Origin of the sequence: Nibrella saemangeumensis (assembly GCF_039541915.1) — a bacterium.
Taxonomy (GTDB): Bacteria; Bacteroidota; Bacteroidia; order Cytophagales; family Spirosomataceae; genus Nibrella; species Nibrella saemangeumensis.
This window is the reverse complement of sequence record NZ_BAABHD010000084.1, coordinates 85444-111436: the sequence shown is the minus strand read 5'-3', so window position 1 is coordinate 111436 and position 25993 is coordinate 85444. Positions and strand designations below refer to the sequence as shown.

At 54.0% G+C, this 25993-nt stretch carries 20 protein-coding genes; 10 read left to right on the top strand and 10 right to left on the bottom strand.

Annotated elements, in window-relative coordinates; genetic code table 11:
* Nucleotides 1–19 precede the first annotated feature (19 nt).
* Nucleotides 20–775 (bottom strand): LytR/AlgR family response regulator transcription factor, encoded by a 756-nt coding sequence (locus ABD949_RS28200; RefSeq protein WP_345249444.1) that lies wholly within the window; start codon nucleotides 773–775, stop codon nucleotides 20–22.
* A 33-nt stretch (nucleotides 776–808) separates the two neighbouring features.
* Entirely contained in the window at nucleotides 809–2860 is a 2052-nt protein-coding gene (locus ABD949_RS28195; protein WP_345249442.1) for a 7TM diverse intracellular signaling domain-containing protein, read from the bottom strand.
* 264 nt (nucleotides 2861–3124) lie between these two features.
* Here ABD949_RS28195 and ABD949_RS28190 point away from each other — a divergent pair, with 264 nt between their 5' ends.
* From ABD949_RS28190 to ABD949_RS28165, 6 genes are all read left to right on the top strand, one after another.
* A complete protein-coding gene (locus ABD949_RS28190) occupies nucleotides 3125–6241 on the top strand; it encodes a carboxypeptidase-like regulatory domain-containing protein (RefSeq protein ID WP_345249441.1) in 3117 nt (1038 codons plus the stop codon).
* Nucleotides 6242–6468: 227 nt separating this feature from the next.
* Nucleotides 6469–8934 (top strand): TonB-dependent receptor, encoded by a 2466-nt coding sequence (locus tag ABD949_RS28185; protein ID WP_345249438.1) that lies wholly within the window; start codon nucleotides 6469–6471, stop codon nucleotides 8932–8934.
* A 120-nt stretch (nucleotides 8935–9054) separates the two neighbouring features.
* The gene (locus ABD949_RS28180) at nucleotides 9055–9672 is read left to right on the top strand and encodes a hypothetical protein (RefSeq protein WP_345249436.1); all 618 of its coding nucleotides are present in this window, start codon (nucleotides 9055–9057) and stop codon (nucleotides 9670–9672) included.
* 80 nt (nucleotides 9673–9752) lie between these two features.
* The gene (locus ABD949_RS28175; RefSeq protein ID WP_345249434.1) at nucleotides 9753–10865 is read left to right on the top strand and encodes a fatty acid desaturase family protein; all 1113 of its coding nucleotides are present in this window, start codon (nucleotides 9753–9755) and stop codon (nucleotides 10863–10865) included.
* Nucleotides 10862–11686 carry a sterol desaturase family protein gene (locus ABD949_RS28170; RefSeq protein WP_345249432.1) on the top strand — a complete coding sequence of 275 codons (825 nt, stop codon included), beginning with the start codon at nucleotides 10862–10864 and terminating at the stop codon, nucleotides 11684–11686. The genes ABD949_RS28175 and ABD949_RS28170 overlap by 4 nt, the downstream gene beginning before the upstream one ends.
* A gap of 82 nt (nucleotides 11687–11768) precedes the next feature.
* Entirely contained in the window at nucleotides 11769–12713 is a 945-nt protein-coding gene (locus ABD949_RS28165; protein WP_345249430.1) for an NAD-dependent epimerase/dehydratase family protein, read from the top strand.
* Between the two features lie 83 nt (nucleotides 12714–12796).
* Here the strand turns inward: ABD949_RS28165 and ABD949_RS28160 are convergent, their stop codons facing one another.
* On the bottom strand, nucleotides 12797–13900 hold the full coding sequence (locus ABD949_RS28160; RefSeq protein WP_345249428.1) for a serine hydrolase domain-containing protein: 1104 nt from the start codon (nucleotides 13898–13900) through the stop codon (nucleotides 12797–12799).
* A 113-nt stretch (nucleotides 13901–14013) separates the two neighbouring features.
* Between ABD949_RS28160 and ABD949_RS28155 the strand changes: the two genes are divergently transcribed.
* Nucleotides 14014–14979 carry a helix-turn-helix transcriptional regulator gene (locus ABD949_RS28155; RefSeq protein ID WP_345249426.1) on the top strand — a complete coding sequence of 322 codons (966 nt, stop codon included), beginning with the start codon at nucleotides 14014–14016 and terminating at the stop codon, nucleotides 14977–14979.
* Nucleotides 14980–14994: 15 nt separating this feature from the next.
* On the opposite strand, the gene ABD949_RS28150 is transcribed toward ABD949_RS28155, so the two are convergent.
* Nucleotides 14995–15585, bottom strand: coding sequence for a DNA-3-methyladenine glycosylase (locus ABD949_RS28150; protein WP_345249424.1), 591 nt, complete (start codon nucleotides 15583–15585; stop codon nucleotides 14995–14997).
* Nucleotides 15586–15660: 75 nt separating this feature from the next.
* Between ABD949_RS28150 and ABD949_RS28145 the strand changes: the two genes are divergently transcribed.
* Complete coding sequence (locus ABD949_RS28145) at nucleotides 15661–16740, top strand: saccharopine dehydrogenase family protein (RefSeq protein WP_345249422.1); 1080 nt, start codon at nucleotides 15661–15663, stop codon at nucleotides 16738–16740.
* A gap of 24 nt (nucleotides 16741–16764) precedes the next feature.
* On the opposite strand, the gene ABD949_RS28140 is transcribed toward ABD949_RS28145, so the two are convergent.
* Both ABD949_RS28140 and pdxA read right to left on the bottom strand, forming a co-directional pair.
* A complete protein-coding gene (locus ABD949_RS28140; protein WP_345249420.1) occupies nucleotides 16765–17652 on the bottom strand; it encodes a YicC/YloC family endoribonuclease in 888 nt (295 codons plus the stop codon).
* Between the two features lie 107 nt (nucleotides 17653–17759).
* Nucleotides 17760–19409: a 4-hydroxythreonine-4-phosphate dehydrogenase PdxA gene (gene pdxA / locus ABD949_RS28135; protein WP_345249418.1), complete on the bottom strand. Its 1650-nt coding sequence runs from the start codon at nucleotides 19407–19409 to the stop codon at nucleotides 17760–17762.
* A gap of 57 nt (nucleotides 19410–19466) precedes the next feature.
* Between pdxA and ABD949_RS28130 the strand changes: the two genes are divergently transcribed.
* Nucleotides 19467–20411: a 2-hydroxyacid dehydrogenase gene (locus tag ABD949_RS28130; RefSeq protein WP_345249416.1), complete on the top strand. Its 945-nt coding sequence runs from the start codon at nucleotides 19467–19469 to the stop codon at nucleotides 20409–20411.
* 52 nt (nucleotides 20412–20463) lie between these two features.
* Nucleotides 20464–21357, top strand: coding sequence for an MBL fold metallo-hydrolase (locus ABD949_RS28125; protein ID WP_345249414.1), 894 nt, complete (start codon nucleotides 20464–20466; stop codon nucleotides 21355–21357).
* 115 nt (nucleotides 21358–21472) lie between these two features.
* Here ABD949_RS28125 and ABD949_RS28120 read toward each other — a convergent pair whose 3' ends face one another.
* The 4 genes from ABD949_RS28120 to ABD949_RS28105 form a co-directional block, all read right to left on the bottom strand.
* The gene (locus tag ABD949_RS28120) at nucleotides 21473–22039 is read right to left on the bottom strand and encodes a hypothetical protein (protein WP_345249412.1); all 567 of its coding nucleotides are present in this window, start codon (nucleotides 22037–22039) and stop codon (nucleotides 21473–21475) included.
* 131 nt (nucleotides 22040–22170) lie between these two features.
* Nucleotides 22171–22776, bottom strand: coding sequence for a PKD domain-containing protein (locus ABD949_RS28115; RefSeq protein ID WP_345249410.1), 606 nt, complete (start codon nucleotides 22774–22776; stop codon nucleotides 22171–22173).
* A gap of 42 nt (nucleotides 22777–22818) precedes the next feature.
* On the bottom strand, nucleotides 22819–24291 hold the full coding sequence (locus ABD949_RS28110) for a Kelch repeat-containing protein (protein ID WP_345249408.1): 1473 nt from the start codon (nucleotides 24289–24291) through the stop codon (nucleotides 22819–22821).
* Between the two features lie 178 nt (nucleotides 24292–24469).
* Complete coding sequence (locus ABD949_RS28105) at nucleotides 24470–25738, bottom strand: vanadium-dependent haloperoxidase (protein ID WP_345249406.1); 1269 nt, start codon at nucleotides 25736–25738, stop codon at nucleotides 24470–24472.
* Nucleotides 25739–25993: the final 255 nt, after the last annotated feature.

Genomic DNA, 25993 nt, shown 5'->3' with positions numbered 1-25993 from the left:
GGACCGCCGGAGGTACGTGTTACTTCAGAAACAGCCGTTCCAGCAGTTCGGCTTTGGAGCGCCGGGAAACGCCCACTTCGCTGCCGTCGGCCAGAATGACCGAGCCGCCTTCGCCACGGATGTATTTCTCGACGAAGTTCAGGTTGATGATGTGCGATTTGTGCACTTTAAAGAAGGTATCATTGTGGCACAGGTGGTCGAACTCGGAGATGGATTTGGAGGCCACGATCTTTTGCTTTTTGCTGCAGTAAAAGGCGGTGTAACTACCCATCGCTTCAATGCGGATAATATCGCTGAGGGGCAGCAGCAGAATGCCGTCCATGGTGGCAATAGGCAATTTCTTTACTTTTTCCGGCTCGCCCCGCAGGCTCTTCAGCAGGTACTGAAACTCCCGGAAGTGGTTGCGATCCTCCTTTTCCTTCAGACAAACGATCAGCCGCTCCAAGGTCTTCCGCAGATCCTCCTCATCAACGGGCTTGAGCAGGTAATCGAACGCACTGACGCGGATGGCCTGGATGGTGAATTCATCGTGGGCCGTGGTAAATACCACCTCAAAATCGATCTTTGGCAGTTGCTCCAGGAGATCGAATCCGTTCATGCCGGGCATCTCCACGTCCAGAAAAACTACGTCGGGTTTCAGCCGGCCAATCTGCTCAAGTCCATCTTCAGGCTCTTCACACATGGCCAGAATTTCGATGCTGCTATCGTATTTCAGGAGCTTGTGCCGGAGCGTAATCAGGGCCGGTCGCTCATCATCTACGAGTATTACTTTCATGGTAGTTGGGTTAAAAAGAGTCGTTTGCTGGCTTTACGATACTGGTGTTTCCGTTTGCCGGAGCAGGGGTAGCGTCAGGATTACCTTCGTTCCGGTTTGGCCGTTCCCGATCAAATCAATCACCTCTACCTCGTAACGGGTAGCCGATATCTCGCTCATTACGGCCATCCGCTCTCCGGTAAATTTCATGCCGAGCGACTGGCTTTTGCCGGGTCGGCTAGTGCGCATCTCGGCGGCTTTCTGCCGCCCGATCCCATTATCCTCAATTGTACAGATCAATCGCTGATCCTGAACAGACAGGCCAATCCGGAGCTGCCCGGCCGTATCCCGCTTATGCCGCAGTCCGTGCAGTATAGCATTTTCTACGTAGGGCTGCAGCAGCAGCGGAGGTATCGTATAGGGCTGTTCAAGTAATACCGGACTGACGTCTACGGTATGGGAAAACCGGTTATTCACGCGAGCTTCTTCCAACTGAATATACAGGTTCAGCGCTTCAATCTCGCTTTTAATCGGGATACTCTCGTACAGTGAATTTTCGAGGGTAGCCCGGATTAGCTTGGAAAATTTCTGCAAAAAAGCCGTGGCTTCGTCGGGGCGGTTTTCGATGATGTAGGCCTCAATGGTGTTCATACAGTTGAACAGAAAATGCGGGTTCATCTGATCGCGCAACGACTTGAGCTTGATGCGGGCCAGTTTCCGGGCAAACTCGGCCCGGAGGTTTTTCAGCCGCACTTCTTCCAGTTCCGACTGCTGCCGCAGGATTTCGGCATTTTTCAGTTCAAGCTCATCCACCGAATGCTGCAGCGCCTGCGTCCGCTCGGCTACTTTCTCTTCCAGCAGCCGGTTCTGTTCGCGCACCAGCCGCTCGTTCTCCTGCAATTGGGCAATGGCCAACTGCTGCGACCGCAGGTTCTCTTTCCGGAAACTGTTCAGCCGGTCGGCGAGGGCAAACGACAGCACGGTGGCTTCGCAGGCTGCCCCCGACGCATAGCCGTAGGCCGTCAGCAGGTATTTGAACGATAAGACATCCATAAGCGCCAGTATCGTCGACATGGCCCCCAGGATATACAATCCCCAACCCACCAGGTAGTAGCGTGCCGGCCGGTAACCCGCCCGAAAGGTCAGCACGCCGGCCGTGAACAAAGACACCAGCCCGAAGAGCGTCAGCGGATAAAAGATTGTTTCCGCCACCGACAGATTGGCAATTTTCAGGAAGCCAACCACGAGCAGCAGCCCGACAACACCCTTGAAAAATTGATTCAGCCGGGGCAGGTACTGATCGAGGTGCAGAAACCGCGTTGAGAACAAAATACCAAAAACAAAGGTCAGCACGCGGGTAACGAACGAAAACCGGTCGTCGTTGAGCCAGGGGAAACTCCGCCAGAACAGATCGTAGGTCAGTCCTTCGTACATCATAAACATCAGCCCGGACGTCAGCACGTAACAGCAGTAAAACAGGTAGGTGCGGTCGCGCAGCATCAGGTAGATACAGAAATTGATGAACGCCATCACCAGCATAATACCCAGAATGGCTCCGTTGAACAGCGTTTCGCGGTACTGGTGCTGAACGATCGGCTGAATACTGCCCAGCAGAATCGGGAAATGAAACCGGCTGCCTTCCTGCACGGCGATGTATATATCCGTGGGCGCATCGCCTAGTTTCAGCACCACGCTGTTGGTCAGAAAATAGCGGTTCCGGAACGGCCGGTACGTTCCGGTATGAAACACACTACTACCGGCCGGACCAGTGATGTAGGCATCGACGGCATTGATGTCCTGGGTCCGGAACAGGAGGTAGAGAGGTTCGGCCGCCTGGTTTTGCAGCGTGACCTTCAGCCAGATGCGGGCGCGGGTCAGCCCAAAATTCAGCACATCCTGCCGGCTGGCTTCAAACAGCGAATCAGGTAACCGCCGGACCTGGTCGATGTTGAGCGTAGCCGACGGGTCTTTGTAGATGCGTACGTGTCTGCCCAGTTCCAGCAGCGACTGCGAATCGGCGTATACCAATTTGCCGCCGGGCTGAGCCGCCAGCGGAGTTCCGGTACCCATGATCGAAAGTATCCCATATACGATCAGCAGTCTCATCAAATATACATGTATACCATTTTTCATAATCGGGTTTATCTCCTGTCGCTAAAGCGTAAACCATCCGTTCCTTAGTCGATGATGTAGGAAGAAAGATAAACATTTCACTGGCCATCAGCGCAGATTTTTGAGGGAAAGGCAACTGCCTTTGCGCAACCCAAATACGCCGTTGTGCAACTTACCTCCGCCACTGTTCAACTAGCGCCTACCTCCCATGGTGGTTTAGGCCATATTTGGCCCAGAACCTCAAATCCAACCAACACTATGAAAACTCGATTTACCTGGCGCGTAGGGTACCTGATCGTGTACTTTGTGTGCTCAACCTCCCTGTTAGTTGCCCAGACACAAGTGGCCGGCAACATTACCGATGCCAACTCCCGCGAAACGCTGGCCGGCGTAAGCATTGCCATTAAAGGCAAAGTGGCCGGCACCATTACCGACGCCAAAGGCAATTTCTCGCTGAGGACGTTTACCGTCCCCCCGTTTACCCTGGTGATTACGGCTGTTGGCTACAAATCGCAGGAATTTACCGTTGAAGGCAACCGCACCAGCCTGGATGTTCAACTGACTGAGCAGCCGATGCTGGGTCAGGAGGTGGTGGTATCGGCCTCGCGGGTGGAAGAAAGTGTCCTGAAGTCGCCCGTGGCGGTCGAGAAAATGGACATCCGCGCCATTCGCGAAACACCATCGGCCTCGTTCTACGACGCCCTGGGCAATCTCAAGGGCGTTGATATGACCACGCAGGGGTTACTATTCAAATCGGTGAACACCCGCGGCTTTAACGCGACAGGCAATGTGCGCACCGTGCAGATGATCGACGGGATGGACAACCAGGCTCCCGGCCTCAACTTTCCGGTCGACAATATCGTGGGCATGCCCGAACTGGACGTCGAGAGCGTGGAAGTGCTGCCCGGAGCGGCTTCGGCCTTGTACGGACCCAATGCCATCAACGGGCTGATCCTGATGAACAGCAAGAGCCCGTTCCTCTACCAGGGACTCAGCGCGACAACGAAGGTGGGGGTTATGAGTGCCACTAATCGCGACAAGGTCAATACCCCTTTCTATGACCTCTCGCTGCGTTACGCCAAAGCGTTCAACAACCGCGTTGCCTTTAAGGTGAACCTGGCCTACATCCGGGCGCAGGACTGGCAGGCTACCGACTACACCAACCTGAACGTCGGGGGCGTAGAAAACGCCACCCGCGGACTTGGCGTTCGGCTCGACTACGACGGCCAGAATACCTACGGCGACGAGGTACAGACGAACATTAACAACGTAGCCAAAATTCTGGCAGATAATAATCTGATACCGCGAGCAGCAGTGGGCCTGGTACCTAATACGATGGTGAGCCGGACTGGTTTTCTGGAGCGCCACCTGGTGGATTACAACACCAAGAGCTTCAAAACGAACGCAGCCCTGCACTACCGGATCAACGACCGCGTAGAAGCTATCGCGCAGGTTAATTACGGCTACGGTACTACGGTCCACACCGGAACCAGCCGCTATTCCTTCCGGAACTTCAACCTGATGCAGGCCAAGCTCGAGCTGCGGGGCAACAACTTCACCCTGCGCGGCTATACTACCCAGGAGCGATCCGGTCAATCGTATGCCGTAGGACTGGCGGCTGTTGCTATGCTGAACGACATAAAGCCTCACGCTACCTGGTTTGGCGAGTATGTGGGCGCTTTTGTGCAGGCTCGCGGAGCCGGGCAGCCCGAGGATGCCGCCCATGTAGCCGCCCGAACCTTTGCCGACCGCAATATGCCCGCTCCCGGATCGGCCGGGTTTCAGTCGCTGCTCGATACCTACCGCAACAAGCCGATTGTCGAAGGCGGGGGCGGCTTTCTGGACCGCACCAACCTCTACCATGCCGAGGGCCTCTTCAATTTCAAGAACCAGATCAAATTCATGGACCTGATCGGCGGAGCCAACTACCGGCAGTATCAGCTCCGCTCCAACGGCACCTTATTCGCCGACACCAAGGAAGGGCGCGGCGGCACCATCCCCATCAACGAATACGGGGCTTTCATGCAGGCGGCCAAAAGCCTGTTCAGCGATCACCTGCGGCTGACGGCCTCTATCCGTTACGACAAGAACCAGAACTTCAAGGGACAGTATACACCACGGGTATCGGCCGTAACAACGTTTGGCGAACAGAACTTCCGGGCGTCGTACCAGACCGGTTTCCGGATTCCAACCACGCAGGACCAGTACATCGATCTGGCCACGCCATCAGGCACGCTCATTGGCGGTTTGCCGGAGTTTGTCAGCCGCTACAACCTGACCAGTGGCATTCTGCGGCAGAATCTGTCGCCGGAGGTCATTGCGCAGAAAATCAAAGATGATCCCAGCATTATTCAGGCGGCTACGCAGTATGCCACGGCCGCTATCACCGAGCAGGTTCGTCAGGCGGTTACAGCGGCCATCACAACCCAGGTTACCAATGGGGTTACCCAGCAGGTGCAGCAGTTGGTAGCCGCCGGGCAGCTCCCCAACGATCCGGCTGCGATCCAGGCAGCCATTCAGGCCGGCGTAAACGCTACGATGCCGGGCGTACTGCAGCAGCAACTTGAGCCAGCCGTTCAGCAGCAACTTACCACTGTGCTGCCGCAGCAGCTTCCGGGCTTAGTTAGTCAACTGGCACCCGCCTATGCGCTGGCCAAACTGCCTAAATACCAGCCGTCGGCGCTGCAACCGGAGCGTATTCAGTCGTTCGAAATAGGCTACAAAGGGGTAATTGGCAAGAAACTGTTTATCGACGCGTATTATTACACCAGCACGTATAAGAACTTTCTGGGCAGCACCATCATTGTGGTACCAACGGCGGCAGCCGCTCCGGGTCTGCCGCTCGAATCGGGTATTGGGGCGGGTAATTTTAAGGGGTATGCCCGCCGGGCCAATACAAGCGAGCGAATCCGCATCAACGGCTTCGCCATCAGCGCCAACTACGCGCTCAGCCTGGGTTTCTACGTGGGCGGTAATTTTGCCCAGAACAACCTGGCTGGCTTCACCCCCACTGCAGAACTCCAGTATGCCAGCTTCAACACCCCGAAGAACCGCTATAACCTGTCGGTTGGCAAACGGATCGGGAGCAGCGACCGGCTTGGGTTTAATCTGACGTACCGCCACCAGGACAGTTTTGTGTGGGAGACCGGCTTTAACCTGCCCACCACTACTGCCGTACCGCTGTTTACCAACACGATAGTACCGGCCGTCAGAAACGTGGACGCGCAGGTAAGCTACAAACTCACCGGCCTGAAGTCGATTCTGAAGGTGGGCGGTACCAACCTGTTCGGCAAGCCCTACATCCAGGCGTTTGGCAGCGCCCAAATCGGTTCGATGTACTACGTCAGCCTGACATTCGATGAGTTACTGAATTAAATTCCTTTGGTGAACAGTTGCTTTTTCCAACGCCCCCGGCTGTTTTATACGGTCGGGGGTTTTGAGGTTTCAAGCTGCCTTACCTAATTTCCCCTTTCCTGACCTAATCCTGCCGTTGCTCAAATCAAGTCCGCCATTCCCCAAATAGCGCCTACGCTAACTATACCCATTTCCCATCTTTAAACCAGGCAACACCAGCCCCTTACACATTTTCAGCGCTTGTGATTATGAAACCCTCTCTACTGTTCCTGTTCGGCCTGCTGCTCACAGAGGCCGGTTATGCGCAACTCAGCCAAACCCTGCGCGGCCGGGTGGTCGACAAAGAATCCAAATACCCCCTGGTGGACGTTACCGTTCAGGTGACCGATGTCACCCCTGCCATGGGGACCATCTCCGATACCGCCGGCCGTTACCGACTGACCAATGTACCCGTGGGCCGGCACACCGTTAAGCTCTCGCTGGTGGGCTACAAAGAGGCCCTGCTCAACAACATCATTGTGGATGCCGGCCGCGAAACCATCCTGGATATTGACCTGGAAGAATCCATCCAGCAGCTCTCGGCCGTGACGGTGAAAGCTCTGCGCACCGGCGACGCCCGCAACGAAATGGCCATGGTGTCGGCCCGCCAGTTTTCGGTCGAAGAAACCGACCGCTACGCCGGCAGCCGGGGCGAACCCGCCCGCATGGCCTCTAATTTTGCCGGCGTACAGGGTGCCGACGACTCCCGCAACGACATCGTCATCCGGGGCAACTCGCCCATTGGGGTGCTCTGGCGGGTGGAGGGCGTCAGCATCCCCAACCCCAATCATTTTGCCTATCCCGGCACTACGGGAGGCCCGGTGAGCATCATCAACAACAAGTACCTGGCCAACTCCGACTTCTTTACGGGTGCCTTCCCGGCCGAGTTTGGCAACTCCATGGCGGGGGTGTTTGACCTGCGGCTGCGCAACGGCAACAACGAGCGGCACCAGCGGTCGTTCCAGTTTGGTTTTCTGGGTACCGAAGGGCTGGTCGAGGGGCCGCTCTCCCGCCAGTCGGGCAGCTCATACCTGGTAACCTATCGCTACGCCAATCTATGGCTGTTCAACAAACTGGGGATCGACCTGGGTACCTCCGCCGTTCCCACCTACCAGGATGCGTCGTTCCGGCTCAACTTCCCCAACAAAAAAGGCGGCCGTGTAGCGCTTTGGGGTTTTGGCGGTGCCAGCACCATCGATATTCTGATCAGCAACCAGGAAATAGCGGACCGCAACATCTACGGGCAGAATGACCGTGATCAGTATTTCAACACGCGGATGGGCGTAGCGGGAATCACATTTGAGCAGCCGCTGAACCGCAAAACCTTTTTTAAGGCCACACTGGCGGCATCGGGTAATGCTCAGGGGGCGGTCGATGATTTTCTGTTCCTGAAGCACGAAGGGAACCAGCCTATGGTGCAGAACAACCGGTACGTCATCGACTCGCTGCGGCCAACCTTAGGGTACCATTTCCGCGAAAGCAAAGGATCGCTGGCTCTATCGCTCAACCACAAGTTTTCGCCCCGCAGCATCCTTAAAGCCGGGCTAAATACCGACCTCTACAGCTTTCGCTTCATTGACAGCGTCCGCACCGTCGCTAATGAAACGATACCCGCCACGCTGGGCAGTTGGTCGACCCGCTGGGACAGCCGGGAGCAGGCCGTGCTGCTGCAGCCGTATGTGCAGTGGCGGGTCAATCTGCTCGACAACCTCTCGCTCAGCGCCGGCCTGACCAGCCTCTACTTTTCCCTCAACCCCAACAGCTTCTCGCCCGTTGAGCCCCGGCTGGGTTTGTCGTGGGACCTGCCCAACCGCCAGAAGATCAGCCTGGCCACTGGTCTGCACAGCCAGATTCAGCCCAATTATATTTACTTCTCCCGCTTTACGCCGGCATCGGGCAGTGCTCCCGCTGGCACCCACAATCAGGATATTGGCCTGACCAAAAGCTGGCATTACGTAGCGGCCTACGACCGCCTGCTGGGCCGCAACATGCGCCTGAAACTGGAGGCTTACTACCAGCGGTTGTTTGACGTACCGGTCGAGCAACAGCGCAGTTCGTTCTCCATCCTCAACACCGGGGCTTCCTTCAGCCGCATCTTTCCGGATAAGCTGGTCAACCAGGGTACCGGCCGCAACTATGGCGTAGAGCTGACCCTGGAGAAATTCTTCAGCGACAGCTACTACTTTCTGGTCACCGGCTCACTGTTCGATGCCAAATACCGCGGCTCCGACGGGGTACTGCGCAACACCGACTTCAACGGCCGCTACGCGGTCAATACCCTGGTGGCCAAAGAATTCATCTTCCGGCGCGGTGACCAGCGCGGATCGAGTCTGAATCTGGGTGCCAAGTTTACCGCCATTGGCGGGCGCTGGTACGGACCGGTGAATGAGGCAGCCTCGCGGCAGAATCAGGAGATCATCTTCGCCGATGCCACACGCAACACGCTACAGTTTGCCCCCTACCGCCGGCTCGATCTGAAGGTCGATTACAAGATTAACAGGGCTACGCCGGGGGGCGGTCGGCTTACCCATACCATCGCCGTGGACTTCGTGAACATCCTGGGTATTCAGAACCTGCTGTCGCTGACCTACGCCCCGCAGCCCGACGGCAGCTTCATCAAGCAGGAGTACCAGCTTGGCTTCCTACCGGTCTTCTTCTACCGCATTGATTTTTGATTACAAACCTCTATAGCCATGAAAATCAGGCAACTTCTTTTTCTCCAGCGCTGGTTAGCCAGTATGCCTGGCTTCTGCACCCCCCTGGAAACCACGACGATACTACTAAACCTCCGTCTTATGAAATCCTGTCAGCTTTTACTTCTTTCTATTTGCCTGATTGGCACAACCACGTTTTCGAATGGACAGTCCGGGCCGGATGCACAAACCGTGATTGGCCTTAAGCAGTACATCGCTAACGTGGGCAAAACATCCGGCGAACCGGGCGAACGATACATCAGAGGTTGCTTATATGCCATTACTGATTCAACACTGACGCTGGTTTCTCCCGTTGGCCTCAAAAAAGACCTCATGGCAGGTAAACCCCTCGACTTAACGGTTATTCCGCTTTCCAACATTGAGCACGTCTCGATCACCGGGCGAGGCAAAGCGGGTACGGGTATCGGGATGGGTATTGGACTGGGCAGTTTAATAGGACTTGTAGCCTCCGCTGGGAGCAGTTCTTCCGGCGGTATAAACTTTACGCCCATGAGTGGAGCCATGCCCGTTGTATATCTTGGCGGTTTGGGAGCCTTACTCGGAACCATTATAGGCGTATCGCCCAATGCCGTTGTGTATCGTTTATCCACCAAAGAAAATTGGAAGAGACTGGATAAGTACACCATTGTAACGCAGTTAACAAAGATACCTCGCGGGGCAACTGTTATTTACGAATCCCAACGTACCGGCGGACTTTAACCTGGCGCTAAGTCATTTACGGATTAAAGCCCACTGGTACGTCACCGAAACACCTCCTCTTCAATTATCCAAACCCAATCATGGAAACAAATGTCATTTTTGAGAAAGAACCGGCGGATGGCTTTTATACGGAACTGCGACGTCGGGTACGCAGCCATTTCCGCGACAATCAGACCAGCCGGTACGCCAACGGATTTATGGTAGCGAAATGCCTGTTCCTGTTTGCTGTGTTCGTTGCCAATTACCTGGTGGTGCTATTGGCCGATGTCTCCCTGCCGGCCCGATGGGCCCTCACCCTGCTGCTGGGGGCTACGTTTATGATTTCCTCCATGAATATCGTCCACGATGCCTGCCACGAGGTTCTATCGCCTAAGCGCTGGGTAAATACGCTCCTGCTGTACTACTGTAATCTGGTTGGCGGCAACGGGTATATGTACCGCTGCAAGCACCTGCTGTCGCACCACCCGTATACCAACATTCCCGGTCTGGACGTCGACCTGCAACAGTCGGACCTGGTGCGTGTGGTGCCGATTACCAAACGGCGCTGGTATCACCGGTACCAGCACTGGTATATGCTGCTGCTGTACCCTTTTTATACGTTCTTCTGGCTTTTCTTCCGGGATGTGCGGTATTTCCGCCGACGCCGGATGGGGATCAAACAAGCCCAACACGCCCGGCGGGAGTGGCTTATCCTTGTCGGTAGCAAGGTGGTTTATTTTTCCTACACCCTGGTTTTACCGGCCTGGCTGCTGCCGCTGGCCTGGTGGCAGATTGGCGTCGGATTTCTGACCATGCACATCGGTGCCGGTTTTGTCGCCATGTTTGCGCTGCTGTCTAACCACGCCGGTGAAGACGCCAATTTTGTGTACCCCGACGAGCACGGCCGGATTTCAACCACCTGGGCTATTCACCAACTGAATACGACGGATGACTTCAGTACCAGCAATCCGTTTGTCACCTTTATGTTTGGCGGTCTGAATCATCACGTGGCGCACCACCTGTTTCCACGGTATTGCCATGTGCATTACCCGGCTATTACGCGAATCGTTGCTCAGACGGCCCGTGATTTTGGCCTCGAATACCGCTCCAAAACCCTTTGGCAGGCGGTTCGGTCGCACTTCCGGCTGCTGAAGCAGCAAAGTACGTCACCCGATCGGTTGCCCTGGCTGATTGACAATCCAGACCTGCCATGAACGAACTGTCTATTCAGGAATTCGGGCCGGTGCTGATGCTGGCCTTCGTTGGAGCCACACTCCGGTATATGATCCTGGCCGGGCTGACCTTCTATGTGGGTTATATGCGGCAGCCGCCGGCCGGCATGCGCAAGTTGCAGCCCCGCTGGCCCGATGCCCGCCAGATCCGGCACGAGATTCGGTATTCCGCGCAAACGATGCTGGTCTTCAGTGCGGTCGGAACCGGCGTATGGCTGGCCTACCGGGGCGGCTATACCCGTATGTATGAACCCTGGGACGCCTATGGCTGGGGCTATTGGGTACTAACCCTGCTGCTGCAACTGGTTGTGCACGACACCTACTTTTACTGGATGCACCGGCTACTGCACCGGCCCTGGTGGTTTCGGCACGTCCATTATGTTCACCACCGGTCTCACAACCCAACCCCCTGGGCCGCCAACGCCTTCCACCCGGTCGAAGCCCTGCTGCAGGCCGGTGGCTTCACGTTTATCATCCTGCTGTTGCCAATATCCCTAAGTGCAGTGCTGCTCTTTTCTTTTTTCATTATTACGATGAACGTCATCGGCCATTCCGGATACGAGTTTCTGCCTGACGATTTTGAGCGGCACTGGATGGGAAAATGGCTGGGATCCTCAACGCACCATAACCGGCATCACCAATACAGCCGGGGCAACTTCGGTTTCTATTTCAACCTCTGGGACCGGTTGATGAAAACTGACTTAAGAGCGAAGCAGGAACAACATACTGACCCTACGTTCAGCAAGAAGCGGGCAAGGTCTTCATTTCCTGCACGGAGGATCCATATACCGAAGAATTATTAAAACGTCGGGAGTGCCAGTTGTACAGTATTTATACTTAACTTAAACCAGAATAATCAAGAACTGAACAGCCCGATACCTGTACATGAAACAAACTATACTGGGAGCTGGTGGTGCGATCGGCATTGAACTGGCAAAAGCATTAGTAGCCTATACCAACGACATACGACTTGTATCCCGCAATCCCAAAAAAGTAAATCTAACAGATACCCTTTTGCAAGCCGACCTGTCGGACCGTGACCAGGTCTTCACCGCTGTTGCCGACAGTGAGATCGTGTACCTGACGGTTGGCTTACCATACCTAACCAAGGTCTGGCAACAACTGTGGCCGCCCCTTATCAACAACGTGATCGACGCCTGTTTACACCACAACGCCAAACTCGTTTACTTCGATACGGTATACGCAATTGGTGGCAACAATGTGAATCACATCACCGAATCGTCGCCGATCAGCCCGACCAGCAAAAAGGGCGAAGTGAGGGCCGAAGTAGCCAAACACATCCTGGACAGCATTGAAAAAAGAAACCTGAAGGCGATCATTGCCCGGGCGGCCGATTTTTTTAGTGGTGTAAAAGAAAAAAGTGTGATGATGAACCTGGTTTACGACAACCTGGCAACGGACAAAAAGGCGCTGTGGTACTGCGATGCCAAGGTTGTTCACAGTATGAGTTATGCACCCGATCTGGCGAAAGGAGTCGCTATCCTCGGGAACACCAGTGACGCTTACAATCAGATCTGGAACCTGCCGACGGACCCGCAAAAAATTACCGGCGAAGACTGGATCGATCTGTTTGCCACCGAACTGAACACCCGTCCTAAATACCAAGTTGTGCCGGGTTGGGAGATCAAGGCGCTGGGACTTTTTTATCCATTCATGAAAGAAACCTACGAAATGCGGTACCAGTATGACCGGGATTATTTTTTCGACAGCTCGAAATTTAATAATTACTTCCGGTACACGCCTACCACCAATGCAATGGCGGTTAAACAGACCGTTGCGCAATTAGCCAGAACCAGCGTCAGTGCCTAATTATTTACCGCAGCAATTATCATGGATCAAACTCAACCCCGTGTTGATACGCTATCGCGATAGCGTATCAACACGGGGGCGTTTTAATTAGGCAATTGTGGCATTTTCAGGCCGGGGATGTAGTACCGGGCAATAGCCCTTGCCAGATACGGCGGGAAGCCACCACGCGCATTGGTCAGCACGACCACTGAAAGCCCTTCTTTCGGAAAATAATCGATGTCCGACAGGGCCGGGCCACCACTGTGGTTGATTAATGTATGACCCTGGTAGTTTTCGATCAGCCAGCCGATTCCCCAGTGGGTGTCGGCGCCATTCAGCAATTTAACTCGAGAATAGAGCAGGTTTTTGGTTTCCGGCTTTAACAGCGTGTTTTTATCATAAGCCACCATCATATTGGCCAGATCCCGAATAGAAGAGTACGCCCCTCCGGCCGCGTAAAACCAGTCGGGGAACCGCATATCGCTGACGGAGTAATGGTCTTTCGACCAACTATAGACTTCCGCCACTTTTGGAATGACCCGTGCCGTCCGGAACAGGCCGTCATCCTGCGTCAGGCTAAACTGGGTATCAGCCATTTTCAGCGGCACCAATACCTTTTGCCGCAAGGCTTCGGTAAACGATAGTCCCGTTACCTTTGCAATGATGTGCTGCAGAAGCAGGTAGTCACTACTCACGTAAAATTCTTTGGTGCCAGGCTCATATTCCATCGGATACGCTGCGGCCGTTTTCAGGCCCTCCTGAATGGTCTTTGTGGTCTCCAGCGGCACCAGCTTAATCCCCGACTGGTGCGCGGCCAGTTGCCGGATGGTGATGGTTTTCCAGGCATCCGGTATTGAATCGAGGTATTTCGATACCTTATCGTCCAGCGACAGTTTGCCTTCCTGCAACAGCACGCCCAGCAGCGTACCGGTCAGAGGTTTAGTGCCGGAGGCCAGTTGAAAGGGCGTTTCGGGGGTAACGGGATTCTGCCACGCCAGATTAGCGTAGCCGTACGTCTTCACTTTCAGGATTTTACCGTTTTTGACCACGGCCACAGCCGCACCGGGGATATGGTGCTTAGTCATGGCCTGCTGCATGAACAGGTCGACAGAATCTTTCTGCGCCTGTACGGGAGCCGCTGCGATGCCTACGCAGCCGAGGACGATCAACAGCCGGGACAGCCGTTCACGAACATGTTTGGTTTTCATTGTCGTACCTGTGTAAATTGGTGTGTGATAGATAAAAATCAACCCAAAGTAAGCACGGCTGCCCCAATGCGAGGTATCGGAATCGGGAGTCATTTTAGCGATATCCGGATTCTATGAGCTACCAACTGACAGGCGATGAATTTAGTGAGTTATACCTGAATCGTTCAGCCGCCATGCAGACGCAGCCGCAACGGGCCGGCAGTCTGGTTGAACAAGCCGGCTTGTTTACGATGTCCATGCAGAGTGATTTCCTACCGATGGGCTCCGTCAATGTAGTGTCGGGCACATTCATGCAGAACGTAACGGTGAAAGAGGTAGCGGCCCATAGCCACGTAGGCCTGCATTTTCAACTGACCGGCAACGGAGGTGGTCACTTCAGCGGACTGGAAAAGCCGACCCGGATGCAGGCCGGCCGGCACAATCTCTTTTACCACAGCAACCCCTCCGGCGATCTGTTATTTTCGGCACAGCAGTCCTATCAGTATCTGGTTATCCTGCTTCAGCCAGAGTGGTTACGCAGTAAACTGGAACTGTACGCGCCATTGCACGAACCCCTGCTAACCCAACTGCACCGGCAACAATCGTGTACGGCCCAGCCGGTAAACGGCATCATTACAACTCCCATGCAGGAGGCCATTACCGCCTTAACCCGTGAGACCGTCAAAGGGCCGTTGCGGAGTCTGTACCTGGAGGCTAAGGTACTCGAACTGCTGACGCTCCAGTTGGACCAACTTTCGCAAACCCCTCCCGAGTCCGCTTTTTCTCCGCGTGATATTGACGCCCTACAGGAGGCAAAAGCCTTTCTGACTACCCATTTTCAGGAACCGGGTAACCTGCGGGACATTGCCCTCCGGTTCGGGCTGAATGAGTTTAAGCTCAAAAAAGGGTTTAAAGAGCTGTTCCACACCACCGTTTGGGATTATGTGGTAGACCGCAGGCTACACCATGCGCGACTATTACTCCTGGAACGCACGCATACGGTAAGCGAAGCGACTATGGCCGTCGGCTACGAAAGTGTGTCGCATTTTGTGAGCGTCTTCAAACGAAAATTTGGCGTCAGCCCCGGCAAACTGCATTAAGCATTCTGCAGCAGCTTACCACTTACTCACGAACAGGTTGCCTTTGACATAAAACCGATAAGGCAGGTCGGCTCCCTGGGTAATGCCGATGCGGGTGGTGGTGACCATCTCGAAATCGTGGAGGCTGCGGGGCCGGATATAGAGGGGGCCCGTGGTCAGGGAAGAGAAATTGTGCTGTTGGCGGTCGACACCCATGGCGATGACCAGTTTGCCGGGGCCGCTGCAGAGCCCCCGCAGGCCGGCTTTAGTTGCTGGATCAAGGCCCCGGCGCTGGCCCATCAGGTCGATCCCTTCGGTGGGTTCCAGCGCCCGGATCAATACGGCCTCGCCTATGTCTTCGGGGCCGGTAACGACGTTCAGGCAGTGGTAATAGCCATAGATCAGATAGACGTACAGCGTACCGGGCGGGCCGAACATGGCAGCATTGCGGTTGGTCTTTTTGCGGTAGGCATGGCAGGCCGGGTCGCCGGTCAGGTAGGCTTCCGTCTCGACGATAATACCGGCCGTAATGCCTTCGGCGCTTTCGTGGACGAGTTCGCAGCCAAGGAGTAGTTGGGAAAGGGTTAACGTATCGTGTTGTTCGTAGAAGTCGAGAGGGAGTTTCATGGCGTTTAAGTAAACATTTTTCTGTTAAAATCTTAACTTGCCCCATCAACCTATCTCCCACTATTTGCTGAACTTATGAAAAATGTAATTGTTGTCGGCCTGGGAAAAGTCGGTTCGCTGGTTGGCATCCTGCTCAACAAACGCTTCACGGTTACGGGTTTCGACAAACAGATTCCCGCCCACGCCTTACCGTTCAAAACCATCCGGGGCGATGTGTCCGACGAGTCCACGCTAATGGAAATACTGTCCGACTTCGACGCCGTCGTTTCCTGCCTGCCGTACAATCTGAACCTGCCCATTGCCAAGGCAGCCTACCAGTTAGGCGTTCACTACTTCGACCTTACCGAAGACGTGCCCACCACCACGGCCATCCGGCAAATGGCCGAAACCGCCAAAGCCGTAATGGCTCCGCAGTGCGGACTGGCTCCGGGCCTGATCGGCATCGTAGGCGCCGACCTCGCCAAACGCTTCACCAAACTTAGGGATATTGAACTGCGCGTGGGTGCCCTGCCCCGCTATCCCAACGGGCTGCTGGGTTACTCCTTTACCTGGTCACCGGCGGGGGTCATCAACGAATATATCAACGATTGCGAGGTGATTGCCAACGGCGTGCGCAAAATGGTGCCCGCCCTCGACGGCATCGAACTGATTAATATTGAAGGCCAGGAGTTTGAGGCCTTCAGCACCTCGGGCGGATTGGGTACGATGTGCGAAACCTACGCCGGACAGGTCGATACCTTAAACTACAAGACCATCCGCTACCCCGGCCACGCCAAACTGATGCGCTTTCTGCTGTACGAACTGATCCTGAAAAATAAGCGGCAACTGGTCGAAGAAATCCTGACCGAAGCCAAGCCACCCGTGCAGGAAGACGTGGTCTACGTGTATGCCGTTGTGGAAGGCTGGAAAGGTTCCGAACTAGCCCGCGAGGAGTTCTACCGGGCCTACCATCCGCGCCAGATTGACGGGCAGCACTGGCGGGCCATCTCCTGGACCACCGCCGGCTCCGTAGCCGCCGTGGTCGAGATGGTTGCCGACGAAAAGCTCCCCCAGCAGGGTTTTCTCAAGCAGGAAGAGATTTCACTCGCTGCTTTCCTCGACACCAGCAACGGCCGGTTTTTCCGGGAGGTAAGAGCCGTGGTGGAAGAGGTATAAATAAAAAGGGGCATACGCCCCTTTTTAAATAATATTCATCGTCTGCTCCTTGATCTTCTCCAGTTCGTCTTTCATCTGAACGACGAGTTTCTGGATGGGCGCATCGTTCGCTTTCGAGCCGATGGTGTTGATCTCCCGGCCAATTTCCTGAGCGATAAAGTTCAGCTTTTTGCCGTTGGCGTCCTCGTTCGTGAGTACTTCGATGAAGTAGTCGAGGTGCGTGCGCAGGCGGACCTTCTCTTCGGAGATATCGAACTTCTCCATGTAGTAGATCAGTTCCTGCTCAAAGCGGTTGCGATCGAACTCCTCATTACCGACCAGTTCGACCACGGCGGCCTGCATGCGTTCGCGAACGGCCGGAATACGCCGGACATCCTGCTCCTCGACGGCCCGCAGGCGGTCGGCAATGGTCCGAATGTATTCGTTGAACTTACTGTCCAGCGTAGCGCCCTCCTGTTGCCGGAAGGCATCGCAGCGCCGGATAGCCTCTTTCACCGCAGCCTGAATGGTTTCCCAGTCGGAGGCACCGGCCTCAGGGTCGGGGGCTTCCGTCAGGTAAGCGTTGGGCTGTTGTAGGGCTAGTTTCAGCATTTCGGCATCGGGCACGCTCAGCAGCATACCGTTGGCGGTTTCACGCAGATCCTGCATATAAGCGCCCACCAGCGCCCGGTTTATCACCACCGCCGGCCGGATGTCGCCCGTACGGACGATATTGAGGTTTAGTTCAACTTTGCCGCGCTCCAGCTGATGCGTGATCAGGTTGCGCAATTCAATTTCTTTATCCGAGTAACTCTTCGGAATCCGGCAGAAAATGTCCAGAAATTTCGAGTTCAGGGTTTTCACTTCGGCCGTAACCGTCAGGCCATTCGCTTCCACAGTCGCACTGCCGAAGCCGGTCATTGATTTGAGCATATTTCTTTAGTGTGCAGTTGGCAGTTGACAGTTGGCAGTGAGCAGTATGCAGAGCAGTGTTTTTTCTGTCTACTGGAAACTGCCAACTGCACACTGTCCATTGTCAACTATTTCTCAACGTGTTGTTTCTCCCTCAGCGCATTGGCTTCAAGTTCCTGGTACTCAATCCGCCGGCGGGCCACATCACAGGCCAGGTACAGGGCCTGAATCATGGATGTTTCGTCCGCCAGGTTTTTGCCGGCAATGTCGTAGGCGGTGCCGTGGTCGGGCGAGGTCCGTACAATGGGCAGGCCGGCCGTAAAGTTAACCCCTTCGTCAAAGGCAATGGCTTTGAAGGGGATCAGTCCCTGATCGTGGTACATAGCCAGCACGCCATCGAAGTTGCGGTACGAACGGGTGCCAAAGAAACCATCGGCCGGATAAGGCCCGTAGATCAACCGGCCCTGCTGCCGTAACTCCTCGATCAGCGGTTTAATTATTTCGTTTTCCTCCTGCCCCAGCAACCCTTCTTCGCCGGCATGGGGGTTCAATCCCAGCAGAGCAATTTTTGGCTTCTGAATACCAAAATCCAGCGTCAGTGACTGATACATCAGGTTTAGTTTCTGTAATATCCGCTCCCGCGTAATACTTGAGCGGACGCGACCTAAGGGAATGTGTCCGGTAACAACACCCACCCGCAGGGTCTCGCTGACCATGAACATCAGGTTGTCGGCGACGCCAAACTCATGCCCCAGGTATTCGGTATGGCCCGGAAAGGCAAACTCCTCCGACTGGATATTGTGCTTGTTGATGGGGGCCGTGATCAGGGCATCGAGCTTACCGGCCTTCAGGTCCTCGACCGCCCGCTGCAGACAGGCAAAAGCAGCCTGACCGGCTTCGGCCGTGATCTTGCCCGGCTGAATTTCGTGGTTCTGGTCGTTCCAGCAGGTAATGACGTTGGTCAGTTTGTGGCTGGCCTGGCCGATAGCCTGGATGCCGTTGAGGTTCCAGTCTTTCAGGTTGAGCACGTTGCGGTACCGGTTCAGAATGCGCATGGAGCCGTAGATCACCGGTGTACAGATGCGCTGCATCCGATTATGCTGCAGGGCCTTCAGGATTACCTCTGGCCCAATGCCATTGTAATCACCCAGCGAAATACCCACCACCAACCGGTCTGGTCCCCCCCGGTCGGGCTGGCCCATTTCGGTATTCCGCCGATCCGGCCCCCGCTCGCCGGCAGGACGATCCTGCCGCTCCGACGAACCATTATCGGTGGGTCGACGCCCTTCCCTTGCGATTTCTCCCGCCATGCGGTCGACGGGATCATGCCGGGCCGCTGCTCCTTCCGTACGCTCCTTATCCCGCTGGTGCCGATCGTTGCCTTGACGATTACCGGGATTGCGGCCTCCAGGATTGCGATCCCCGTGACTACGATCTCCCGGCTGACGCTCTCCGGCATTGCGGTTCCCAGGGTTTCGATCTCCAGGATTGCGATCACCGGACCCTCGATCCGTAGGCTGGCGCTCTCCGGCATTGGGTTCTCTGGCGCCCCGATCGTCAGGATTATGCTCTCCGGGACGGCGATCCCCTTGGTTGGAATCCCTGGAATTCTGTTCTTCCAGGTTGCTATTCCCGGGATTTTGATCAGAAAGGTTGCGATCCTCCGGGCTTTGCCCGGCGCTTTCGCTCTCCTGTCGTTCGGGTCGGTCAGTCTGGTTTTGTTCAGATGTCAGGTCAGTATTGCGATCGTTTCGTTTCTCAGGATGGCGCTGTTCCATTAAAGTTTGTTAGTTTCGCCCACGTTTAATCTGTCGCAAGTTACAAAAAGCCCCCGGATGTCCCAGAATAGACCAACCATTCTGATTGCCGATGAAATGCACCCGTCGCTGTTTACCATGCTCGACCAGGCCGGGTTTGCCTATACCTATCTTCCCACCATCAATCGTCAGGGACTGAAAGAGCAACTCGCTGATTTTGACGGGCTGATTATCCGTAGTAAAACCACAGTCGACGATGATCTGTTACAATCAGGACCCAACCTCCGGTTTATAGGCCGTGCCGGCGCCGGTTTGGACCTAATTGATTTACAAGCTATTGAGAAACGCAACATCCGGGTTGTTCACGCGGGCGAGGGTAACCGCGATGCCGTTGCCGAGCATACGGTGGGTATGCTGCTGGCCCTCTTCGCCAGCATCCTGAAGGCCGACCGCGAAGTGCGGCAGGGTATCTGGGACCGCGAAGGTAACCGGGGTGTTGAGTTAATGGGTAAAACCGTCGGCCTGCTGGGCTACGGCAACAACGGGCAGGCCACCGCACAACGGCTCAGTGGCTTCGGCTGCCGGGTGCTGGCCTATGACAAATATCGCACCGATTACGGCGATGCTTACGCCACGGAGGCTACGCTGGAGGATATTATGGCGGAAGCTGATGTGCTGAGTCTGCACATTCCGCTGACGGAGGAGACTCGGATGCTTGTGGATGACGTGTTTATTAAACGGTTTTGCAAACCGTTTAACATCATCAACATCGCCCGTGGGGAGATTGTCTCGCTATCGGCTGTCGCCGATGGGCTGAAAAACGGGAAAGTGCTCGGTGCCTGTCTGGATGTGCTGGAGAATGAAAAACTGAAAACTCTGACACCCGCGCAGCAGGAAGCCTTCGATTACCTCCGCCACTCAGACCGGGTGGTGCTGACGCCCCACGTAGCCGGGTGGACCCACGAAAGCTATGTTCGGATTAATGAGGTGCTGGTTCGGCAGTTGAAGGAAATACTTACCTGAGGATAAAATTTATCAGTATTATTGAGCTCCCATCCAGTCAAACGCTTTGACCATGAAAAAAATACGTTGTTCAGGCTTTTGTTTGGTCACTGGCTTCCTACTGTTTGTGCGCCTGTCTGCGCTGGCACAACCCGCCAGCCGAATCACCATTCTGGTCGATGCCTTCAGCCAATCGCCCACCCTCAAACAAGACTGGGGGTTTGCAGCCCTCATTGAATACGACGGCAAACGGATTCTGTTCGATACGGGTAACAACGCCGACATATTTGCCTTCAACACAAAGGCATTGAATATTGACCTGACCCGACTCGATTTTGTGGTGCTGTCCCACCGGCACGGAGACCACACCGATGGCTTACGACACTTGCTGAAAGTAAATCCGGAGGTCCGTATTTACGTACCCAACGATGAGTACTTCGGAGGGCCAACGCCGATGGGTTTCTTCCGGCGCAAAGAGCCTACCCTACCCGCGCATATGAGGTATTTCAATGGGAAGGTGCCTCAACAAATTCCACACGGTAGTCCCTGGCCGCAAAAGAATATGAGCCGCATCGATAGTAGTGTGCAGATAAATCCAAACATAACCATTGTCCGAAACCTATCTAAGGAAAGACTTTTTGGTGAAACCCCGGAGTTGTCATTAGCCATTCGAACCACACGTGGCCAGGTGCTGGTAGTGGGCTGTTCCCATCCAGGCATAGAACAGATTCTAAGTTCAATCGGCGCAAAAGAGAATCCGGTCCGGTTGCTCGTCGGAGGTCTTCACCTGGTACAAACACCCCAGGCGGAGCTTGAGCGTCTGGCAAAAGCCCTCCGGGAGGAATGGAACGTAACCTCCATTGCGCCAGGTCATTGTACAGGGGAAGGGGGCTTTATCACCTTACAGCAAGTTTTCGGGGCTCAATATCAATATGCAGGCTTAGGTGTTCAAATTCCGTTGCCTTAATTCACGGTAACAGAACTACCCCTCCCGATGATGTTGTTGTATTTGCGTGACTACCTGCGCCAGTCGGACCGGGTGGTATTAACGCCCCCGTTGCGGGCTGTCTGGTACAGAATGCCTATTGCAGCTTGATCACCCAAAATACCCTTACCCCACTACTGGCCGATTTATCACCGGACGGAGGGGATTCGGAGACCCCCCCCAGCAGAAATCCACCATCCGGAGTAGCAATTACAGTGGTTAGCCAATCCCGGCTAACTCCTCCGAAGGTTTTATCCCAGACTTTCGTCCCCTTAGCGTCTATTTTTATGATCCAGTAGTCAGTTAATCCTCTGGTGTTTTCGGTCTTATCTCCTGACGCTATTGAATTTGACTCACCCCCTAACAGGTACCCGCCGTCCGGAGTAGCTACTATGGTTTGGAGGAAGTCATCCCCACTTCCTCCAAAGGATTTTTGCCATTGTCTGGCACCATCGGCACCTACTTTGATTACGCCGTAATCTCGATAAATAAAATTATCCGGAATTACATTACCACTAGCTGGAATAGTAACTTCTGATGTGTAGTTACACTTGTTTAAAGCTTCTTTTACGGTACCATCCTGTCCTAGTTTGATTTGCAAGCAATCAGAATATTCATAGTTATCATCCGAAAAGCTCCATACATTATTATGAATGCCGCCCAATAGCCTGAAATGTCCATCGCTTGTAGACTCTATAGTGCTTAGTGTGCTATATAGGTCTTGCCTGCCATAAGCTTTATCCCACTGCCTGGTCCCATCGGCTCCAATTTTAACTACCCAGATGTCTCTAGCCCCTATTCTGGGCTGAGACTTATCACCCGAAGCCGGTGACTCCGAGGTCCCCCCAACAGAAAGCCTCCATCAGCCGTAGCTATAGCCGAGGTAAGCTCATCATATTGGCTTCCGCCGAAGGTTTTCCTCCATTGCGTTACGCCATCAGCCCCAACCTTCATGACATTGAAATCAACTTCACTTCTATAGGAAACATTCATAGGTAATTGTGGACTACCCGCCAACAAAAACCCACCATCAGCCGTAGCCACCATCGTGCTATAGGTTTCCTTATTGGTTCCTCCAAACGCTTTATCCCATACCCGCTGGTAGAGGTTAATCTTGATTTTCTGGCTCGTAGTATGACTGCCACCCGCTCCGTTGGCAGTCAGTGTCACCTCATACACGCCAATAGTGGCGTAGGTTTGTCTGGGATTGGGGTCGGTGGCCGTTTGCCCATCACCAAACTCCCAGAGATAGCTGGTAGCATTCTTAGCTGTGCTGGTAAAGCTGACTTCGCAGGGGGCTTTGCAGCCGTTGTTGTGTACGGTAAAAGCCGCCGAGGGATCAACGTTGGTGGTACACGTAGCAAACAACAGGATTATGAAGAAAGTAATTGTCGGTTTCATAGCGTGTTGTCTGGTTTGGTACTTTATGTTTCACCTGTTGAGTCAAAATTCCAGCTTCCACACCTGATTGGATAACTTACCATCCACCATACCACCGGCAATATACACCGTGTTGTTGACGGCGATGATAGAGACTCCGGTGATCGATTTGGGGAGTACCCCGATGGACCAGCTACCACTGGCGATGTCGTAGATGTCGAACCGACTGGTATCATCGGTGTTGTAATGCCGGAAGTAGAGAATTTTGTTGTCTTTTACCACTGCATTCTGACCCTCGACTGTTACCCAGCTGGCCGGTTTGAACAAACCTTCGAGACGGCTTACCTGGCTATGAATATTCCTGATTTCGACTGAACAATCCGACTCATCAGCGACTCCGCCAGAGTAGCGCAGGCCACCTGCCCAGTAGATATTGTCGCCAACGGCAATGCCGCTGCTCATGCCTCTAGGCTCCAGTAGCCGGGAAGTACTCCAGCTATTTGTCCCATTGTCGTAAATATCGATGGTGCGGGATGGGCTGTCATACCACCGATTATCAATATGGCCACCCGCAAAGTAGACCTTGTTATCAGCCGTAACGGCAGCTATATACGCCCTATTCTCGCTCAGATTGGCTGTCGACCAGGTGCCGGAAGACAGATCATATATATCTACCCGATTGGAGGTTTCATAATTCCAGTTTTTTTCTCCGCCGGCAAAGAAGACTTTATTGCCTACCGCAGCAGCCCCGATGAAGGCACGCGGTTCGCTTAACGAAGCCACCGACCAGGTATTGGTCGATACATCGTAAATATCGACCGTAGTAAAAAGTTGGTCATTTGCGCCGTCGCCCAACCGGCCTCCGGCAAAAAACACCTTGTTACCGGCCGCTACGGCAGCTATGTCGGAGCGTGATTTACTTAATTTGGCCTTGGACCACGTTTGAGTAACGACATCATAAATATCTACTGTGGATGACCCATAGTCTGAGTCCAATGACCCACTAACCGCCGATAGGGTAGCCCCCGCAAACAGAATTTTGGAACCTGCCCAAGCAACAGCCATCCCTCCTCTGGCCTGCGAAAGTGTTCCGACCGGAATCAGTCGGGCGGCTATCTCAGGCCGACCGCTACTGAAATCACAGGCTACCGGTTTAGTAGTAACCGTCTGCTGAGTAATCACCTGCACCTCGGTGGTATCTTTTGCCGATAAGCCTCCTATATCGGTTACCTTCAGTTCAAACTGGTAAGTACCCTCTTCCAGATTGGTCACATCGGTTAGCGCTGCGTTGGGATTTTGAATAAAATAAGCGGATGGTCCGGCTATTTTCGTCCAGGCATAACGAAGCGATCCTCTCTCTGGATCAGCGGATTTACTGCCATCCAGTACGAGTTTCATGAGAGGCAAAATAATCGTTTGCTGACGGCCGGCGTTGGCAATAGGGGGCGCATTGGTGGTTAAAGCCGGGACAACCGGATTGTTATCGCATCTGGCAAACAGCAACAACAGAACGAGAAAAGTAAGTACCCGTTTCATAGCAACTGACTTTGTTCGTATAATAGTCGGTTTTTACTGCGTTCCGGGAAACAACCTGATAGTTAGCTCAATAATAGCAAAAGCGAACTTAGATAGACCCATTAACATGGAGACCCACTTAGCCTGTAAAGACTGGACTTGACCCGGTCATTTACAGGTTAAGCGGGGTCTGTGGGTTTTATTGATACATAGGTCCTACCAATTGAAGCCTGGCAATTTTATCCCCTAATTCCTTACCTATTTCGATGGAGATATCCTGCGTAAACTGGTAATGGATACCGGCGTATACCCTGGAAACCGCAGCCTCTTCCAGCAAATCTGACAGCGAGTTATACTGCCGGGCCGGCAAACCACGCCAGGCATAGGCATTATCCGTTACCGGGATATCCCCAAATTCCTGGATTAACACTTCAATGACGGGACTAAAAAAGCTGATTAGCCCTGAGGTATACTCCGGATAGGGTGGATTGACCAAATAAAACAGCCAGTTGGCGTCTATATGTCGCCGGATGTAGGTAATCGGTCTGAGCAGGTTATACTGATATTTCGCCCGGAAGGTAGTGATTCCCCCGTCTTTTAGGGCTATCCCTGTTTTGGCATACACTTCAACGGCCCGCCAGAGCCCGGCCTGCTGGCTTTCGAGGACGCTGGTTATGATCGAAAGAATATGGTAAGGAGCCGGCACGCCGGTTCCGACCCCACCCGCATCGGCCCACCAGTTCGCAATAGCTTTTTGCTCCGTTGTCAGGCCTACCCCAATATTGTATACGTTTTTCACCTCTTTGTAAAACGCTGAGTTGGGGTCTTCTGAATGCGGGAACGGTAGCGGGGGAGCCGAAGCCGTCAGGCTATACGCCAGGAAAGGCCTTGAATACTGCAAATTAGCGCCGACCGGAGCCGCAAAATTAGGCGGAGTCGGCACCCAGGCCCAGGGCTCATTCAGCGGGGTGTAGCCTGGACTGGCGAGCGAGAAGTTATCAGTCGTGGACCAATTATAGATGGCCGCAGCAACAGAACGGCCAAAGGCCTGCGAACGTTGCATCACATCTTCGGACGTGGTTAACCTTAACTGATCATAATTAGCAGCCTCCATCGAATCGATGCTGGCCTTACTGGCGTTGCTCAGACTGCCCAGAAATGATTTAAACATACTGGCCATGGCTGCATTGGCAGAGGCAGCCCACAGATAATCTTCCGACATCTTTGCTTTGGGCATATCGGGCATCTGGTAGAGTCGTTTTGATAAGCTGGATGCTCCTTTGATGCCAGGCTGGACGGACTCGTATAAACCCACTCCGATGTAGGCAAAGGCTCTAAGCTGGGCCAATACAACCGGTTGCGGGGTTTCACGCAATTGCAGCCTTGCGATGAACTTGTACCAGTTGTACACGATATCGGCACGTTCCTCGCCTGTCTTTGCCGGCTTACGTGCTGAATTTGGTGACACCGTTTCGGTTAACCGGTCAGCCTTTTGACAACCCGACTACACACCTAGTAACAGGAGTAAAACCCACGGTTTAGCATCAAACCGGTGCTTGATCATAGAGATTTTCATACTATTTGGTTTTAAAAGTGAAAGGAATAGTAATCAGAATGAACCCAGGCGTTATATCATCTACCAAATTGAACCGATAGCGCCAGTCAGATCAACAGTCGTATAGTTACTACAAACTATTAGTTGCCCATATAATCTGCCTCTGAA

What these genes read in the sequence shown, in the direction of transcription:
- ABD949_RS28200 (WP_345249444.1), bottom strand. Translation starts at nt 775, where the DNA reads ATGAAAGTAATACTCGTAGATGATGAGCGACCGGCCCTGATTACGCTC.
- ABD949_RS28195 (WP_345249442.1), bottom strand. Translation starts at nt 2,860, where the DNA reads ATGAGACTGCTGATCGTATATGGGATACTTTCGATCATGGGTACCGGA.
- ABD949_RS28190 (WP_345249441.1), top strand. Translation starts at nt 3,125, where the DNA reads ATGAAAACTCGATTTACCTGGCGCGTAGGGTACCTGATCGTGTACTTT.
- ABD949_RS28185 (WP_345249438.1), top strand. Translation starts at nt 6,469, where the DNA reads ATGAAACCCTCTCTACTGTTCCTGTTCGGCCTGCTGCTCACAGAGGCC.
- ABD949_RS28180 (WP_345249436.1), top strand. Translation starts at nt 9,055, where the DNA reads ATGAAATCCTGTCAGCTTTTACTTCTTTCTATTTGCCTGATTGGCACA.
- ABD949_RS28175 (WP_345249434.1), top strand. Translation starts at nt 9,753, where the DNA reads ATGGAAACAAATGTCATTTTTGAGAAAGAACCGGCGGATGGCTTTTAT.
- ABD949_RS28170 (WP_345249432.1), top strand. Translation starts at nt 10,862, where the DNA reads ATGAACGAACTGTCTATTCAGGAATTCGGGCCGGTGCTGATGCTGGCC.
- ABD949_RS28165 (WP_345249430.1), top strand. Translation starts at nt 11,769, where the DNA reads ATGAAACAAACTATACTGGGAGCTGGTGGTGCGATCGGCATTGAACTG.
- ABD949_RS28160 (WP_345249428.1), bottom strand. Translation starts at nt 13,900, where the DNA reads ATGAAAACCAAACATGTTCGTGAACGGCTGTCCCGGCTGTTGATCGTC.
- ABD949_RS28155 (WP_345249426.1), top strand. Translation starts at nt 14,014, where the DNA reads ATGAGCTACCAACTGACAGGCGATGAATTTAGTGAGTTATACCTGAAT.
- ABD949_RS28150 (WP_345249424.1), bottom strand. Translation starts at nt 15,585, where the DNA reads ATGAAACTCCCTCTCGACTTCTACGAACAACACGATACGTTAACCCTT.
- ABD949_RS28145 (WP_345249422.1), top strand. Translation starts at nt 15,661, where the DNA reads ATGAAAAATGTAATTGTTGTCGGCCTGGGAAAAGTCGGTTCGCTGGTT.
- ABD949_RS28140 (WP_345249420.1), bottom strand. Translation starts at nt 17,652, where the DNA reads ATGCTCAAATCAATGACCGGCTTCGGCAGTGCGACTGTGGAAGCGAAT.
- pdxA (WP_345249418.1), bottom strand. Translation starts at nt 19,409, where the DNA reads ATGGAACAGCGCCATCCTGAGAAACGAAACGATCGCAATACTGACCTG.
- ABD949_RS28130 (WP_345249416.1), top strand. Translation starts at nt 19,467, where the DNA reads ATGTCCCAGAATAGACCAACCATTCTGATTGCCGATGAAATGCACCCG.
- ABD949_RS28125 (WP_345249414.1), top strand. Translation starts at nt 20,464, where the DNA reads ATGAAAAAAATACGTTGTTCAGGCTTTTGTTTGGTCACTGGCTTCCTA.
- ABD949_RS28115 (WP_345249410.1), bottom strand. Translation starts at nt 22,776, where the DNA reads ATGAAACCGACAATTACTTTCTTCATAATCCTGTTGTTTGCTACGTGT.
- ABD949_RS28110 (WP_345249408.1), bottom strand. Translation starts at nt 24,291, where the DNA reads ATGAAACGGGTACTTACTTTTCTCGTTCTGTTGTTGCTGTTTGCCAGA.